The following is a 14,793-nucleotide window of genomic DNA, read 5'->3' as shown; positions in this document are numbered from 1 at the left end:
GTTTTTCCGATGATCTGTTCTAGTGCGTCGATGGGATTCCACCGCACGGAGCAGAGGTGAGATGGCATGCTCTCCACGTCAGGGGGGGTCGGTAGCAATTTCCACACTGTTCCGAGGCGCGGTGCCGTCGTCCGCGCCAGAGGTCCGGCCGGAGGTCGATGTGTCCGCCAGCGTCAATCCCACCGTGCGCCGACGCAGGCTCGGCGCCGAACTCCGGCGCCTGCGCGAGTTGCGGGGCATGACCGCCGAGGAGGTGGCCGGCCGCCTCATGGTCTCCCAGTCGAAGATCAGCCGGCTGGAGAACGGCCGCCGCAGCATCAGCCAGCGCGACGTCCGGGACCTGTGCGACGTCTACGACGTCGGCGACGAGCGCGTGCGGGCCGGACTGATGGAGATGGCCCGCGAGTCGCGCCAGCGCGGCTGGTGGCACGAGTTCGGCGACATCCCGTACAGCGTCTACATCGGGCTGGAGGCCGAGGCCTCCTCGATCCGCGCGTACGAGTCGTCGTTCGTGCCCGGGCTGCTGCAGACCCGCGACTACGCGGAGGCCGTCGTCGCCGGCACGTTCCCCGACTACGACACGCAGGCGGTCAAGCGCCGGGTCGAGGTGCGCATGAAGCGCCAGCTGCGGATAAACGGCGACAGCGACGACCGGCTCGGCAGTCTGTGGGTGGTCATAGACGAGGCCGTCCTCCGGCGGGAGGTCGGGAGCAGGGCCGTGATGGCCGACCAGCTCTGCCAGCTGCTGACGCTGAGCGAGCGGCCCAACATCAACGTGCAGGTGATCCCGTTCAGTCACGGTGCGCATCCCGGCATGACCGGGACATTCTCCCTCATGGAGTTCCCGGAGTCAGCCGATTCCACGGTTGTCTACTTCGAAGGAGTGACGAGCGATCTCTACCTGGAGAAGGACGCCGACGTGCGCCGCTATACCAATCTTTACGACCACCTGCGGGCCGCGGCGCTGAGTGTCGCGGACAGTCGGTCACTGATGCACACCATTGCAGAGGGGTTCAAGTAATGACCACCACGTCCACGACCAATCTGACCTGGCGCAAGAGCAGCCACAGCGGCGGCAACGGAGCCTGCGTGGAGATCGCCGTCCCGGACACCCGCTCGATCGCCGTGCGCGACTCCAAGGACCCGGAGGGCCCTCAGCTGCGCTTCTCGAACGCGGCCTGGGCCGCCTTCGCCGCGGACGTCGCGGGCGGCGCCTTCGGCGAGGTCTGACCGCCGCGTCACGACTCCGGCGCTACCCGGCGGGCTCAGCCGGTCGGGTAGCGCACGGCCCACCCGGGCGTGCCGTGCAGCTCCGGCCCGTGCATCAGCTCCAGGGCGAAGTCGTCCGCCAGCTCCAGGATCGTGCCGCGTCCCTCCAGCTCCGCCACCAGGTCGGCGGGCAGTGCCGTCTCCCCGTGCAGCACGCCCAGCAGGTTGCCGCAGATCGAACCGGTGGAGTCGCTGTCACCGGAGTGGTTGACGGCCAGCAGCAGCCCCGACTTCACGTCCTCCGCCACCAGTGCGCAGTACAGGCCGATGGCCAGCGCCTCCTCGGCGATCCAGCCCTCCCCGAGCGCCTCGACCCGCTCGGCCGACGGCTCCCCGGCCCGGACGGCGTCCAGCGCGGCCCGCAGGGCGGCGGTGGTCTCCTCGTGCGAGGGCCGCTCGGAGAGCAGCGCCAGGGCGAGGTGCACCCCCTCCTCCAGGGTGCCGCCGCGGGCCACCGCGTGGACGACGACCGCGAACGCGCCCGCCGAGAGGTAACCGGTCGGGTGGCCGTGCGTCAGGACGGAGCACTCCACGGCGAGCTGGAAGACCAGCGCCGGATCCCAGGCGGTCAGCAGTCCGAACGGCGCGGCCCGCATCACGGTGCCGCAGCCCTTGGAGTGCGGGTTGCGGGGGGCGTCCACGGTGCCGAGCCGTTCGGCGTCCGGGCCGGACAGTCCGGTGAGGCAGGCCTGGCCGGGCGCGCGCTGCGCGTACAGCCACTCCTCGCGGCCCAGCCAGCCGAGGTCCGGCCGGCGCTCGTCCGGGCCCCAGTCCTGCTGGGTGGCGTGCCAGCGCAGGTAGGCGCGGTGCACGTCGGTCGGCGGGTGCCAGCTGCCGGTGTCCCGGGCGATGTGGGCCCGTACGAGGCCGTCCAGCGTGAAGAGGGTCATCTGCGTGTCGTCGGTGATCGCACCCCGGCGGCCGTACGCGGGTACGAAGCCGGTCACCCCGAGCGGTCCGTGGGCGGCCCGGATCTTCTCCAGGGAGTCGAACTCGATCCCGGCGCCCAGGGCGTCGCCGACGGCGCCGCCGAGCAGGCAGCCCCGGACCCGGCTTCGGTAGTCCTGTTGCTGGGTGCGTGACCACAGGGGCATCACGGGTCGTTGCCTCTCGTCCGGGACGGTCCAGGAGCCTGCACTGTATTCGAAGATTCGAGCGGACCGGCGGCGAGGTCGGGCCTCGGCCCGCGGCGGCACCCGGCCGTACCGGCCGCACCGGACGGTCCCCGGCCCGTACGGCGGGTTCCGCCTACGGGCGGAGGCGACCCTGAGCCCGCGTCAGGGTCGCCTGCGCCCGGAGTCTGACGGCGATCCAGCCCTTCGGGGCGATGCCCCCGCGGCCGGGTGCGCCTGTAATGGTGAGGGAGGACGTCGACCGTACGGAGGGGCTGGGGAGATGGCGGAGCAGGAGACGCAGGCGGCGGAGCAGGGCCCGGCGGGGGCGGAGGCACCGCAGCGGTCGGGGCGCCGCACGGCGGTACGGGTCGCGGTGCCGGTGGCGGTGGCCGCCGCGGTGGCCGCCGGCATCGGGCTGGTGCCCGCCCTGGCGGACGGTCCGGGGCCGAAGCTGCCCGCCGTGTCGGCGGAGCAGCTGGTGGCGAAGATCCTGGGTGCGGACACCCAGGCGCTGTCCGGCACGGTGCAGGTGAAGGCCGATCTCGGCCTGCCGTCCGCGCTGCTCGGCGCGGCCGGCGGCGCACTGGCCGGCGGGCCGGGCACGGACGGCGGCTCCGCGGGGCCGGAGGCGGAGCTGGCCTCGCTGCTGGGCGGTCAGCACGCCGTGCAGGTCGCGGTGGACGGGCCGGACCGGCAGCGGATCACGCTGACGGAGGGGCGCGGCGGCTACGAGCTGGTGCACGACGGTGCCGAGCTGTGGGCGTGGAACGGCGCGTCGAACGAAGCCGTGCACCTGACGGACCCGCAGGGTGCGGGCCACCGCGGGTCCGCGCTGCCGTCGGCGGCCGCGGTGACCCCGCAGGAGGCGGCGAAGCAGTTCCTGCAGTTCGCCGACGGCACCACGACGGTGGCGGTGGACGGCACGACCCGGGTGGCCGGCCGGGACGCGTACCGGCTGAGCCTGGTGCCGAAGGGGCAGGGGTCGACCATCGCCCGGGTGCGGATCGCGGTGGACGCCGAGCGCGGGGTGCCGCTGGGCGTGCAGGTGACGGCGACGGCCGGCGGCACCGTGCTGGACACGCACTTCAGCAAGCTCGCGTACGGCGCCCCGGCGGCGTCGACGTTCCGGTTCACCCCGCCGAAGGGTGCGAAGGTCACCGAACGGCCGGCCGACGGCGACCACGCGGCCGCCGACGTGAAGGCCCCGGGCGGGCCCCTCGGGTCGGGTGCGGCCCCGGACCTGCAGGTGACCGGTGAGGGCTGGCGGACCGTGGTGTCGTCGCGGCTGCCCGACGGGCTGCCCTCGGCACCCGGTGCACCGGCCGGGCGGAAAGCCGTCGCGGACGGGCTGCAGCCGCTGGTGAAGATGATCGGCAAGCCGGTCGGCGGCGGCACCCTGGTCTCGACGAAGGTGCTGAACGTGCTGGTGACCGACGACGGCCGGGTCTTCGCGGGAGCGGTGACGCTGCCCGTCCTGCAGTCCGCGGCCGGGGTGAAGGCGTGAGCTGACCTCAGGTGACGCGGCCGGCGGGGGCCGGGCCCTCCGGGGGTCCGGCCCCCGCCGCACGCATGCGGCGGGGTGACGCGGACGGGCCGGCCCTGCCGGTGCGCCGTGGCCCGTCCCCTGGGGAGCGGGGACGGGAACGGGGACGGGAGGGGGCGGGAGCGGTCCGGTGCAGGCCCGCCGGTGCAGGCTCAGTGCACGGGCGGGCTCAGTGCCCGGGCAGCACGGGCAGGCTTCAGTGCACGGGCAGCACGGGCAGCACGCGCGAGGTGGCGACGGCGCAGGCGAGGACCGGCAGCTGGGCGGGGGCGATGAGGAAGAGCGGCGACCAGTCGGGGCAGACGAGCCGGATGCCGGCGGTGAGGCCGTGCAGGCGGGCGCGGTGCGAGCCCTTGAGCTCGACCCGGTCGAGGCGGTACGGGCCGTCGAGGCCTATCGCCGGGCGGCCGTGCCGCTGCCACTGGATGCGGACGCGCCCGGCGGCGGGGGCGCCGGTGATGACGAGCTCACCGGTCTCGGCGGCGTCGAGTTCACGCCGGACGGCGGGGAGTCTCAGATCGGTGCCGCGGGCGAGCAGGTCGTCGGCGCTCTCCTGGAGGGTGAACGCGGCGGGCCGGGGACTCGGTACGGCACGGCGGAACGGCCGGGCGAGCTGCCCTGTGAATTGACCCGTGAGGTGAACCATCACAACCCTCCTGTGGCCCTGCGACGCCCGGGAAGGACGGGGTTTCCGTCGGCTCCGGCGGTGGCACGTCGGACGTTAGCAGCCCGGGGCGGGCCTTGAGGAGATCCGGAAACGAGTTCTTCACAGCGGGAGTGCCGATGCGAACGGCCCCCGCGCAGAACGCAGTCGGACGGTCTCAGCGGGTGACGGCGGGGTCGGCCGGAGGGGCCGGAACGGGGCCGGCCGCGGGCACCTCCCCGGCTGCGGCGCGGACCGCCGCGGCGGCCGCGGGCGGCTTCACGGACGCGGCGGCCTCCGCCGCGGCGACGAGCGCCGCCCGGTCGGCACGGACGCGGCGGAGCGCGTCGAAGGTGAGCACCGCGAGGGCGGCCCAGACGAGGGCGAAGCCGGCCCAGCGGGCGGGCGGCATCGACTCGTGGAAGACGGTGACGCCGATGAGGAACTGGAAGACCGGCGCGAGGTACTGGAGCAGGCCGAGCGTGGTGAGCGGCACCCGGACGGCGGCGGCACCGAAGCAGAGCAGCGGGACGGCGGTGATGACACCGCTGACCACCAGCAGGCCGGAGTGCGCCCAGGCGGAGGTGGAGCCGGCCTGGTGGCCGAGGCTGCCGGTGCCCTGCAGCTGCAGGTGGACGAGGAACGCGGCCGCGAAGGGGAACATCACGGCGCTCTCCAGCGCCAGGCTCTCCAGCCCGCCGAGCGCGACCTTCTTCTTCAGCAGCCCGTAGGTGGCGAAGGAGAAGGCGAGGGTGAGGGCGATCCACGGCGGCCGGCCGTAGCCGACGGCGAGGACGACGACGGCCGTCAGGCCGATGCCGACCGCGGCCCACTGGGCGCGGCGGAGGCGCTCGCGGAGCAGGAGGACGCCGAAGGCGATGGTGACCAGCGGGTTGATGAAGTAGCCGAGGCTGGTCTCGACCACGTGGCCGGAGTTGACGCCCCAGATGTAGACGCCCCAGTTGACCGTGATGACGGCGGCGGCCCCGGCGACGAGGGCGAGGCGGCGGGGCTGGGAGAGCATCGGCCGGATCCACGCCCAGCGCCGCTGGACGAGGAGCATCACGACGACGGCGACGAGCGACCAGAGCATGCGGTTGGCGAGGATGTCGGCGGCGCCGGCGGGCTCCAGGAGCGGCCAGAACAGCGGGAAGAGGCCCCACATGCCGTAGGCGGCGGCGCCGGACCAGAATCCGCGGCGCACCTCGTCCTGGTCCGTCATGCCGCCCTGCCCTCCACGCGCGCCGGTGTCGGGTCGACCGTAGCGGGCGGGAGGGCGGGATGTCACGCCCGTATCCACGTTTTGGTCATGACAGCCGCCCCGGCCGGGCCCGGCGCCCGGCCCGGTCCGCACCCGGCCGGCGCCCGCTCCGGGCCGTCGGCCGGGTGCGGTCCGGACCGGGCGGCGGAACCGCCCGGATCAGGCGCCGAGCGCGGCCTTGACCGAGTCGGCGAGCGGGGTGGTCGGCCGGCCGATCAGGGTGGAGAGGACACCGCGGTCGCGGGCCAGCTCGCCGCGGCCGATCGCCGCGTCGACGTCCACCAGGATGTCCGCGAAGCCCTCCGGCAGGCCCGCGCCGACCAGCGCCGCCCGATGCTCCTGCGGGGTCACGTCGACGTACGCCACCGGGCGGCCGGACTGCGCGGCCAGCTCCGCCGCGTACGCGCTCTGGGTCCAGGCCTCGTCGCCGCTGAGCTCGTAGGCGCGGTTCTCGTGGCCCTCGCCGGTGAGGACGGCGACGGCGGCGGCCGCGTAGTCGGCGCGGGTCGCGGAGGCGACCGGGCCGTCGCCGCTGCTGCCGAGCACGACGCCCCGCTCGACGGCCCCGGCCGCCTGGTCGGTGTAGTTCTCGGTGTACCAGCCGTTGCGGAGGAAGGTGTAGGGGAGGCCGGAGGCGAGGACCGCCGCCTCGGTGGCCTTGTGCTCGGCCGCGAGGTCGAAGCCGGCCTCGTCGCCGCCGAGCACGCCGGTGTAGACGATGCGGGCCGCGCCCGCGGCGGCGGCCGCGTCGACCACGGCGGTGTGCTGCGCCACCCGGGCGCCCACCTCGCTGCCGGAGATCAGCAGGACGGTGTCGCCGGCCCGGAAGGCGGTCGCGAGCGTCCCGGGCCTGCTGTAGTCGGCCTCGCGGACCTCGACGCCGCGGGCGGCCCAGGCGGCGGCCTTCTCGGGCGAGCGGACGGCGACGGCCAGATCCTCGGCGGGCACCCGGGCCAGGAGTCCTTCGACGACCAGGCGGCCGAGCTGTCCGGTGGCGGCGGTGACGACGATCATGGCGTGCTCCTCGTGCAGTGCTGGGCGGCGGCCCCGCGGTGGTTTCACCTTCAACCACCACCGTAGGGCGAGCACTAACCTTTCGAAAGTACGCACTTCGAAGTAGGGTACTTACATGCAGGTAAGCACCCCACCCGCGCCCGCTCCCGCACTCCCGCCCCTCACCGGCGACGTCACCGACCGGATGTGCCCCTCCCGCGGGGTTCTGGAGCACGTGACCAGCCGCTGGGGCGTACTGGTGCTGATCGCCCTGCGCGAGCGCGGCTACCGCTTCAGCGAACTGCGCCGGGCCGTCGCCGGGGTCAGCGAGAAGATGCTCGCGCAGACCCTGCAGACGCTGGAGCGCGACGGATTCGTGCACCGCGAGGCGCATCCGGTGATCCCGCCGCGGGTCGACTACAGCCTGACGCCCCTCGGGGAGCAGGCCGCCGAGATCGTCGGCGGCCTGGGCCACTGGGTGGAGCGGGCGCTCCCCGCGGTGGAGGCGGCCCGGCACGCCTACGACAGCCGCTGACCCGGCGGCTCCGCGACCGACGACCCCGCACCGCCCGGCGACCCCTCACGACCCCACGCCACCTCACGGCCCCACGCCACCTCAAGGACCGACGCCACCTCAAGGACCGACGAGCGCCGCCAGCCCGTCCAGCACGCGCCGGAGACCGAAGGCGTACGCGTGCGCGGCGCTGGACGCCCCGCCGTAGGCCTCCCCCGCCGCCGAACCCACCCGCACGGCGGTCGGGAAGCGCTCCGGGTCGAGCACCTTCGCGAGCAGCCCGGCGTTGCCCTCCCACCACTGCGCGTCGTTCACGGCGCTCTCCTGCTGCGCCGCCCGCTCGTCGGCGGCCGCCCGGGCGCAGCCCTGCACGAAGGCGAGCAGGAAGGTGAGCGCGGCGTCCGTCTCGACGTCGCCGAGGCCGAGGCCCTCCAGGGCGCGCAGCTCGTACTCGTACTTGGCCATCAGGCCGGGCCCGAGCGGGGGGCGGGTGGTGGCGATGCCGGCGACCCAGGGGTGGGTGGCGTGGAGGGCGGCGTTGTCCTCGGCGACGGCGGTGAGGCGGGCGCGCCAGCCGTCGTCGGCCGGGGCGCGGCGGGGCATGGCGGCGTAGACGGTGTCGAGCATGAGGTCGAGCAGTTCGGCCTTGCCGGGCACGTAGGTGTAGAGCGCCATCGGGGAGAGGCCGAGCTCCTGGGCGACGCGGCGCATGGTGACGGCCTCGGCGCCCTCGGCGTCGGCGAGGGCGACGGCCGCGGCGGCGATCTCGGGGACGGTCCGGGCCTGGCGGGGGCCGCGGCGGCCGGTGGAGGGCCCGGTCTCGCCCCAGAGCAGCGCGAGGGTCCGGGCGGGGTCGCCTGCACTGGTGCGGTCGGTGGCCATGGCGGGAATTCTTCCACCCTCTTTCTCCGTACGGTGTACAGTGTACTTAGTACGTTGAATTGGAGGCGCATGACCGCGTTCGACCGACAACTGCAACGGCTCGTCGACCTGGGCCACCCCGCCCTGGCCGGGCTGTCCACCGAGGAGTTCACCGCCCTGCTCGCACCGCTGCGGCCCGCCGCCGAGCAGGCCGCGGCCGCCGCAGCCGGAGGAGGCGCCGCGGCGGACCCGCCCGCCGAGGGCCGGGTGCCGTTCCTGCTGGTGCTGCGGCGCAGCCTGGTGCCCGTCGAGCAGGCGGTGCCGCTGACCACCCTCGCCGGGAGGACCCGGCCGGGGATCGTCGACCGGCTGTACGCCCCCGGCGACCTCGAACGCTTCGTGCCGACCGTCGAGCTGCCGGGCGCCGCCGCCTACCTGCTGCTCGACGTCGAGCGCGGCGAGGAGTTCTGCGGCGCCGTCCCGCGCGACGCGATGGCCGTGGTCGCCGACCGCGGGCGGACCCTGCTGACCATCGAGGAGGGCGTCGCGCTCGTCACGCAGCACCCGGAGCTGCTCGCCACCAACAAGTGCTTCTCGCTCGGCGCCTCGCGCTGCGGCGACAAGCGCGTGCCCGCCCTGTGGATCAGCAAGGGCGCGCCGAAGCTCGGCTGGTGCTGGGAGGGCAACCCGCACACCTGGCTCGGCATGGCCTCGGCCGGCGGCCGGGCCTGACGGCAGGGGTCTGTACGACATGGCTTGTACGGCCGCAGGCCCCCGGGGAGGCGTTCCCGGGGGCCTGCGGCGGTGGGCGGACGGGCGGTCAGACCACCGTCCAGGTGTCGCTGCCGTGCAGCAGCGATGCCAGGTCGCCGCGCCCGCGGGCCGCCTCGGCGCGCTCCAGCTGCTCGGCCATCAGCGTGTCGTAGACCGGCCGCTGCACGCTGCGCAGCACGCCGATCGGGGTGTGGTGCAGGGTGTCGGCGTCGGCGAGCCGGGTGAGGGCGAAGGCGGTGGCGGGGCCTGCCGCGTGCGCGTCGTGGACGAGGACGGCCGCCTCGTTCTCCGTGGTGACCCGGTCGACGTGGAGTTCGCCGTCGGTGCCGCGGAAGACGCCCTGGTCGGTGCCGAAGCGGATCGGGCGGCCGTGTTCGAGGCGGATCAGGGCCTCGTCGCGGGTGCCCGGTTCCTTGAGCACCTCGAAGGCGCCGTCGTTGAAGATGTTGCAGTTCTGGTAGATCTCCACCAGTGCGGTGCCCTCGTGCTCGGCGGCGGCCCGCAGCACGGACTGCAGGTGCTGCCGGTCGGAGTCGATGGTGCGGGCGACGAAGGTGGCCTCCGCGCCGACCGCCAGCGACAGCGGGTTGAAGGGCGCGTCGAGGGATCCCATCGGCGTCGACTTGGTGATCTTCCCGACCTCGCTGGTGGGCGAGTACTGGCCCTTCGTCAGCCCGTAGATCCGGTTGTTGAACAGCAGGATCTTCAGGTTGACGTTGCGTCGGAGGGCGTGGATGAGGTGGTTGCCGCCGATGGAGAGGGCGTCGCCGTCACCGGTGACCACCCAGACGCTGAGGTCGCGGCGGGACGCGGCGAGGCCGGTGGCGATCGCCGGGGCGCGGCCGTGGATCGAGTGCATCCCGTAGGTGTTCATGTAGTACGGGAAGCGTGAGGAGCAGCCGATGCCGGAGACGAAGACGGTGTTCTCGCGGCGGATGCCCAGTTCGGGCATGAACGCCTGGACGGCGGCGAGGATCGCGTAGTCGCCGCAGCCCGGGCACCAGCGGACCTCCTGGTCGGTCTTGAACTCCTTGGCGGTCTGCAGCGCTTCGGCCTTGGGCACCAGGTGGAGCGAACGGTATTCGGTCATCGCTGGTCCTCCGTTTCGAGGGTGCCGATCGCCGCGTGCAGGACGTCGGCCAACTGGGCCGCCTTGAAGGGGAGTCCGCGGACCTGGTTGTAGGACTGCGCGTCGACCAGGTACTTGGCGCGCAGCAGCAGGGCGAGCTGGCCGAGGTTCATCTCGGGCACGATCACCCGGTCGTAGGCCTTCAGCACCGCGCCGAGGTTGGCGGGGAAGGGGTTGAGGTGGCGCAGGTGGGCCTGGGCGACGTGGCCGCCGTCGGCGCGGACCCGCCGGACGGCCGCGGTGATCGGGCCGTAGGTGGAGCCCCAGCCGAGCACCAGGACGCGGGCCCGGCCCGCCGGGTCGTCGACCTCCAGCGGCGGCACCTCGATGCCGTCGATCTTGGCCTGCCGGATGCGCACCATGAAGTCGTGGTTGGCCGGGTCGTAGGAGATGTTGCCCGTGCCGTCCTGCTTCTCGATGCCGCCGATCCGGTGTTCCAGGCCGGGCGTGCCGGGCACCGCCCAGGGGCGGGCGAGGGTCCGGGGGTCGCGTTTGTAGGGCCAGAAGACCTGACTGCCGTCCTCCAGCTCGTGGTTCGGCCCGGTCGCGAAGTCCACGGCCAGGTCGGGGAGTTCGTCGACGTCCGGGATGCGCCACGGCTCGGAGCCGTTGGCCAGGTAGCCGTCGGAGAGCAGCAGCACCGGGGTGCGGTACGCGAGCGCGATGCGGGCGGCCTCGACGGCCGCGGTGAAGCACTCGGCGGGGGTGGCGGGGGCGACGATCGGCACCGGGGCCTCGCCGTTGCGGCCGAACATCGCCTGCAGGAGGTCGGCCTGCTCGGTCTTGGTGGGCAGGCCGGTGGACGGGCCGCCGCGCTGGATGTCGACGACGAGCAGCGGGAGTTCGAGGGAGACGGCGAGGCCGATGGTCTCCGACTTGAGCGCGACGCCGGGGCCGGAGGTGGTGGTCACCCCGAGGGCGCCGCCGAACGCCGCACCGAGCGCCGCGCCGATGCCGGCGATCTCGTCCTCGGCCTGGAAGGTGCGCACGCCGAAGTTCTTGTGCCGGGACAGCTCGTGCAGGATGTCGGAGGCCGGGGTGATCGGGTAGGAGCCCAGGAACAGCGGGAGCCCCGAGCGTTCGGCGGCCGCGATCAGTCCGTACGAGAGGGCGAGGTTGCCCGAGATGTTGCGGTAGGTGCCGGCCGGGAGGCGGGCCGGGGAGATCTCGTAGGAGACGGCGAAGTCCTCGGTGGTCTCGCCGAAGTTCCAGCCGGCCCGGAAGGCGAGGATGTTGGCCTCGGCGATGTCGGGCTTCTTGGCGAACTTCTGCCGCAGGAACGCCTCGGTGCCGTGGGTGGGCCGGTGGTACATCCAGGAGAGCAGGCCGAGGGCGAACATGTTCTTCGCGCGTTCGGCGTCCTTGCGGGCGAGGCCGCTCTCCTTGAGGGCCTCCAGGGTGAGCGTGGTCAGCGGCACCCGGTGCAGGCGGAAGGCGTCGAGGGAGCCGTCGGCCAGCGGGTCGGCGGCGTAGCCGACCTTGGCGAGGGCCCGCTTGGTGAACTCGTCGGTGTTGACGATGAGCTCGGCGCCGTGCGGCACGTCCGGCAGGTTGGCCTTGAGCGCGGCCGGGTTCATCGCGACCAGGACGTTCGGCGCGTCGCCGGGGGTGAGGATGTCGTGGTCCGCGAAGTGCAGCTGGAAGCTGGACACGCCCGGCAGGGTGCCCGCGGGCGCCCGGATCTCGGCGGGGAAGTTCGGCAGGGTGGAGAGGTCGTTGCCGAACGACGCGGTCTCGGAGGTGAAGCGGTCACCGGTGAGCTGCATGCCGTCGCCGGAGTCCCCCGCGAAGCGGATGATCACCCGGTCCAGCCGACGGACCGGCTTGACGGGCCGTCCCTGCCGGGCCGATGGCGGCGCCGAGCCCGCGCGGCCCTCGCCCCCGTCCGAGCCGTCCACTGCCTCTGACTGATCGACCTGACTGGTCACTGCCGCGGACCTCCTCGTGCGCGCCAGCCGCGGGCGTGAGCCGTGTGCCCCGTCCGCCTGGTGCACCCTTCGCATCCTAAGGCGGGCGGGGATCACGGGACCGTAACTCGCACAGGACGAATCGCCGGATGCGCCATCTCCGATGGCAGGCCCGTCGCTCTGGACACGGCCCGGCTCAGGACTCCAGGTAGGTGAGCACCGCGAGCACCCGGCGGTGGTCCTCCGGGCTCTGGGCGAGGCCGAGCTTGAGGAAGATGTTGCTGACGTGCTTCTCCACCGCGCCGTCCGAGACGACCAGCTGCCGGGCGACGGCCGCGTTGGTGCGGCCCTCGGCCATCAGCCCCAGCACCTCCCGCTCGCGCGGGGTGAGGCCCTGCAGCACGTCGCCGCGGCGGCTGCGGCTGAGCAGCTGCTGGACGACCTCCGGGTCGAGCGCGGTGCCGCCGCCGGCGACCCGCACCACGGCGTCGACGAACTCGCGGACCTCCGCGACCCGGTCCTTCAGCAGGTAGCCGACACCCCGGGTGGAGCCGGCGAGGAGCTCGCCCGCGTACTGCTCCTCGACGTACTGCGACAGCACCAGCACGCCGAGCTCCGGGTAGAGGCCGCGCAGCGCCACGCAGGCGCGGACGCCCTCGTCGGTGTGGGTGGGCGGCATCCGGACGTCCGCGACGACGACGTCGGGCAGGGCGCCGGCCGCGGCCAGGTCGTGGACGGCCTTCAGCAGCGCCTCGCCGTCCCCGACGCCGGCGACGACCTCCAGGCCGCGGTCGGTGAGGAGCCGGGTCAGGCCCTCCCGCAGGAGTACGGAGTCCTCGGCGATGACGACGCGCAGCATGGCTGGTGGCCCTTCGGTGGAGCGGGACGGGACCGGGCCCAGTCTTCCGCATCCCCGGCGGTCACATGGTACGAATGGCCACCGCATCGCACAGGCCCTGCAGCGCGGCCTTGGCGGGACACTCCGGCAGCGGGGCGAGGAGCGCGCGGGCCTCCTCGGCGTAGCGGAGGGTCTCGCGGCGGGCCCGCTCCAGCGCCGGGTGGCGGCGCAGCAGGCGCAGGGCCTCGGCGTGTGCGGCGTCGTCGTCGGCGAGGTCGCCGGCGAGCAGCTCGCGCAGCCGGGCGTCCTCGGGGTCGTCCTGGTCGGCCGGGGTCTGGCGCAGGAGGAGCACCGGCAGGGTGGGGACGCCCTCGCGGAGGTCGGTGCCGGGGGTCTTGCCGGACTCGTGGCCGTCGCTGGCGATGTCGAGGACGTCGTCGGCGAGCTGGAAGGCGGTGCCCATGCGCTCGCCGTACTGGGTGAGGATCTCGACGATCCACGGCTCGGCGCCGGCCATGAGGGCGCCGAAGCGGCCGGAGACGGCGATCAGCGAGCCGGTCTTGCCGGCGATGACGTCGAGGTAGTGCTGCAGCGGGTCGTCGCCGGGGCGGGGGCCCGCCGTCTCCAGGATCTGGCCGGTGACGAGCCGCTCGAAGGCGTCGGCCTGGATGCGGACGGCCTCGGGGCCGAGGTCGGCGAGCACCTGGGAGGCGCGGGAGAAGAGGAAGTCACCGGTGAGGATGGCGACGGAGTTGTCCCAGCGGGAGTTCGCGCTGGGGGCGCCGCGGCGCACCGGGGCCTCGTCCATCACGTCGTCGTGGTAGAGCGTCGCGAGGTGGGTGAGCTCGACGACGACGGCGGACGGCACGACGCCGGGCGCGTACGGGTCGCCGAACTGCGCGGCGAGCATCACCAGCAGCGGACGGAACCGCTTGCCGCCCGCCTCGATGAGGTGGCTGGCGGTCACGGTGATGAACGGGACCTCGCTCTTGACGGTCTCGGCGAGCGCCGCTTCGACGGCGTCCATCCCGGCCTGGACGTCCCGGGTCAGATCGCGGTCCTGCACGGTCAGCCCGAAGGGCCCCACGACGGTCACGAAGACCACTCCTGTCCCTGGTCGATCCCAGCGGCCTGGTCCCTGGTCGCCGCCTCCTGCACGTACTAGGCAGGGTATCCGGTCGGGAGTGGATCACTGCACGGGCGTGCGGGTCCGGCGGGGCCCGGCCCGTCGTGTGCAGGTCAGGAGACCGGCCGGGTCCGGGTCAGGACGGGAAGATCCGGGCGAGGTCGATCTCGACCGGGAAGGGGTGCGCGGTGCTCAGCCTGCCGGTGTGCACGGCGGTGCCGGGGGCGGGGGCGTAGACGCCGGTCTCCTCGTCGAGGTGGAACTCGTGGACCGCCGGGAGGTCGTCCTCGCCGCGCTCGACCCGCCAGAAGAAGGGGACGCCGGCCTCGGCGTACAGGCCGGGCTTGCGGAAGCGGTCGTCGCCGCGGGAGCCGTGCGAGACGACCTCGACGGCGAGGGCGACGGAGGCGACGGGGACGCACTCCAGGGTGAAGAAGTCGAGCCCGGTGCGGTCGAAGACCACGACGTCCGGCTTCGGCGGGTTGTAGGCGTCGACGAGGACGCAGCGCTCGGAGTTCACCTCGTACGGGTCACGCCGGGAGCCGCGCAGGGCGAAGAAGATCTCGTCCCGCACCGTGTCGTGCCACTGATCGGTCATGCCGCGGACCACGATCGCCCCGTCCACCAGGTCGAACTCGAAGGGCAGATCGAGGTTCTTGACCTGGTCGTACGTCCAGCCGTCGGCGGGCGGGTACATCCAGTCGAGCGGTTCGGCGGTCATGGTCACCTCCCTGAGCCCAGTGTATGGGCCGAGCCTGGAACGGTCGACGAACGGCGAACCGTTTCACCGGGTGCGGATTCACCCCCCGAACAGCAGTCC

Annotated in this window: 15 protein-coding genes; 5 read left to right on the top strand and 10 right to left on the bottom strand. The window is 73.6% G+C overall.

The window, feature by feature from the left end; genetic code table 11:
• Positions 1-160 precede the first annotated feature (160 nt).
• Positions 161-1,021 carry a helix-turn-helix domain-containing protein gene (locus SNE206_RS05155; RefSeq protein ID WP_407912141.1) on the top strand — a complete coding sequence of 287 codons (861 nt, stop codon included), beginning with the start codon at positions 161-163 and terminating at the stop codon, positions 1,019-1,021.
• Positions 1,021-1,230: a DUF397 domain-containing protein gene (locus SNE206_RS05150; protein WP_405011927.1), complete on the top strand. Its 210-nt coding sequence runs from the start codon at positions 1,021-1,023 to the stop codon at positions 1,228-1,230. The genes SNE206_RS05155 and SNE206_RS05150 overlap by 1 nt, the downstream gene beginning before the upstream one ends.
• Positions 1,231-1,265: 35 nt before the next feature.
• Here the strand turns inward: SNE206_RS05150 and SNE206_RS05145 are convergent, their stop codons facing one another.
• Positions 1,266-2,363 (bottom strand): ADP-ribosylglycohydrolase family protein, encoded by a 1,098-nt coding sequence (locus tag SNE206_RS05145; RefSeq protein ID WP_407912140.1) that lies wholly within the window; start codon positions 2,361-2,363, stop codon positions 1,266-1,268.
• A 301-nt stretch (positions 2,364-2,664) separates the two neighbouring features.
• On the opposite strand from SNE206_RS05145, the gene SNE206_RS05140 reads away from it, so the two are divergent.
• Positions 2,665-3,888, top strand: a complete 1,224-nt coding sequence (locus SNE206_RS05140; RefSeq protein ID WP_407912139.1) for a LolA family protein — start codon at positions 2,665-2,667, stop codon at positions 3,886-3,888.
• A 235-nt stretch (positions 3,889-4,123) separates the two neighbouring features.
• Here the strand turns inward: SNE206_RS05140 and SNE206_RS05135 are convergent, their stop codons facing one another.
• From SNE206_RS05135 to SNE206_RS05125, 3 genes are all read right to left on the bottom strand, one after another.
• Positions 4,124-4,573 (bottom strand): hypothetical protein, encoded by a 450-nt coding sequence (locus SNE206_RS05135; RefSeq protein WP_407912138.1) that lies wholly within the window; start codon positions 4,571-4,573, stop codon positions 4,124-4,126.
• Between the two features lie 175 nt (positions 4,574-4,748).
• Positions 4,749-5,792 (bottom strand): EamA family transporter RarD, encoded by a 1,044-nt coding sequence (rarD, locus tag SNE206_RS05130; RefSeq protein WP_407912137.1) that lies wholly within the window; start codon positions 5,790-5,792, stop codon positions 4,749-4,751.
• A gap of 198 nt (positions 5,793-5,990) precedes the next feature.
• Complete coding sequence (locus SNE206_RS05125) at positions 5,991-6,845, bottom strand: NAD(P)H-binding protein (RefSeq protein ID WP_407912136.1); 855 nt, start codon at positions 6,843-6,845, stop codon at positions 5,991-5,993.
• Between the two features lie 115 nt (positions 6,846-6,960).
• Here SNE206_RS05125 and SNE206_RS05120 point away from each other — a divergent pair, with 115 nt between their 5' ends.
• Positions 6,961-7,359: a winged helix-turn-helix transcriptional regulator gene (locus SNE206_RS05120; RefSeq protein WP_407912135.1), complete on the top strand. Its 399-nt coding sequence runs from the start codon at positions 6,961-6,963 to the stop codon at positions 7,357-7,359.
• Positions 7,360-7,458: 99 nt separating this feature from the next.
• On the opposite strand, the gene SNE206_RS05115 is transcribed toward SNE206_RS05120, so the two are convergent.
• Entirely contained in the window at positions 7,459-8,220 is a 762-nt protein-coding gene (locus SNE206_RS05115) for a TetR/AcrR family transcriptional regulator C-terminal domain-containing protein (protein ID WP_407912134.1), read from the bottom strand.
• Positions 8,221-8,289: 69 nt separating this feature from the next.
• On the opposite strand from SNE206_RS05115, the gene SNE206_RS05110 reads away from it, so the two are divergent.
• A complete protein-coding gene (locus SNE206_RS05110) occupies positions 8,290-8,931 on the top strand; it encodes a DUF5701 family protein (RefSeq protein ID WP_407912133.1) in 642 nt (213 codons plus the stop codon).
• A gap of 88 nt (positions 8,932-9,019) precedes the next feature.
• Here SNE206_RS05110 and SNE206_RS05105 read toward each other — a convergent pair whose 3' ends face one another.
• The 5 genes from SNE206_RS05105 to SNE206_RS05085 form a co-directional block, all read right to left on the bottom strand.
• Positions 9,020-10,063, bottom strand: coding sequence for a 2-oxoacid:ferredoxin oxidoreductase subunit beta (locus SNE206_RS05105; protein WP_407912132.1), 1,044 nt, complete (start codon positions 10,061-10,063; stop codon positions 9,020-9,022).
• On the bottom strand, positions 10,060-12,030 hold the full coding sequence (locus SNE206_RS05100) for a 2-oxoacid:acceptor oxidoreductase subunit alpha (protein WP_407912131.1): 1,971 nt from the start codon (positions 12,028-12,030) through the stop codon (positions 10,060-10,062). Before SNE206_RS05100 ends, SNE206_RS05105 begins: the two co-directional genes overlap by 4 nt.
• Before the next feature lie 175 nt (positions 12,031-12,205).
• Complete coding sequence (locus tag SNE206_RS05095) at positions 12,206-12,865, bottom strand: LuxR C-terminal-related transcriptional regulator (protein ID WP_407912231.1); 660 nt, start codon at positions 12,863-12,865, stop codon at positions 12,206-12,208.
• Between the two features lie 64 nt (positions 12,866-12,929).
• Entirely contained in the window at positions 12,930-13,943 is a 1,014-nt protein-coding gene (locus SNE206_RS05090; RefSeq protein ID WP_407912130.1) for a polyprenyl synthetase family protein, read from the bottom strand.
• A 166-nt stretch (positions 13,944-14,109) separates the two neighbouring features.
• Positions 14,110-14,694 carry a Uma2 family endonuclease gene (locus tag SNE206_RS05085; protein ID WP_407912129.1) on the bottom strand — a complete coding sequence of 195 codons (585 nt, stop codon included), beginning with the start codon at positions 14,692-14,694 and terminating at the stop codon, positions 14,110-14,112.
• Positions 14,695-14,793 lie beyond the last annotated feature (99 nt).

The sequence above is a fragment of the Kitasatospora sp. NE20-6 genome, from assembly GCF_045862635.1.
Note: the sequence above shows the minus strand (reverse complement) of the source record. Positions and strands in the feature narration are given on the sequence as shown.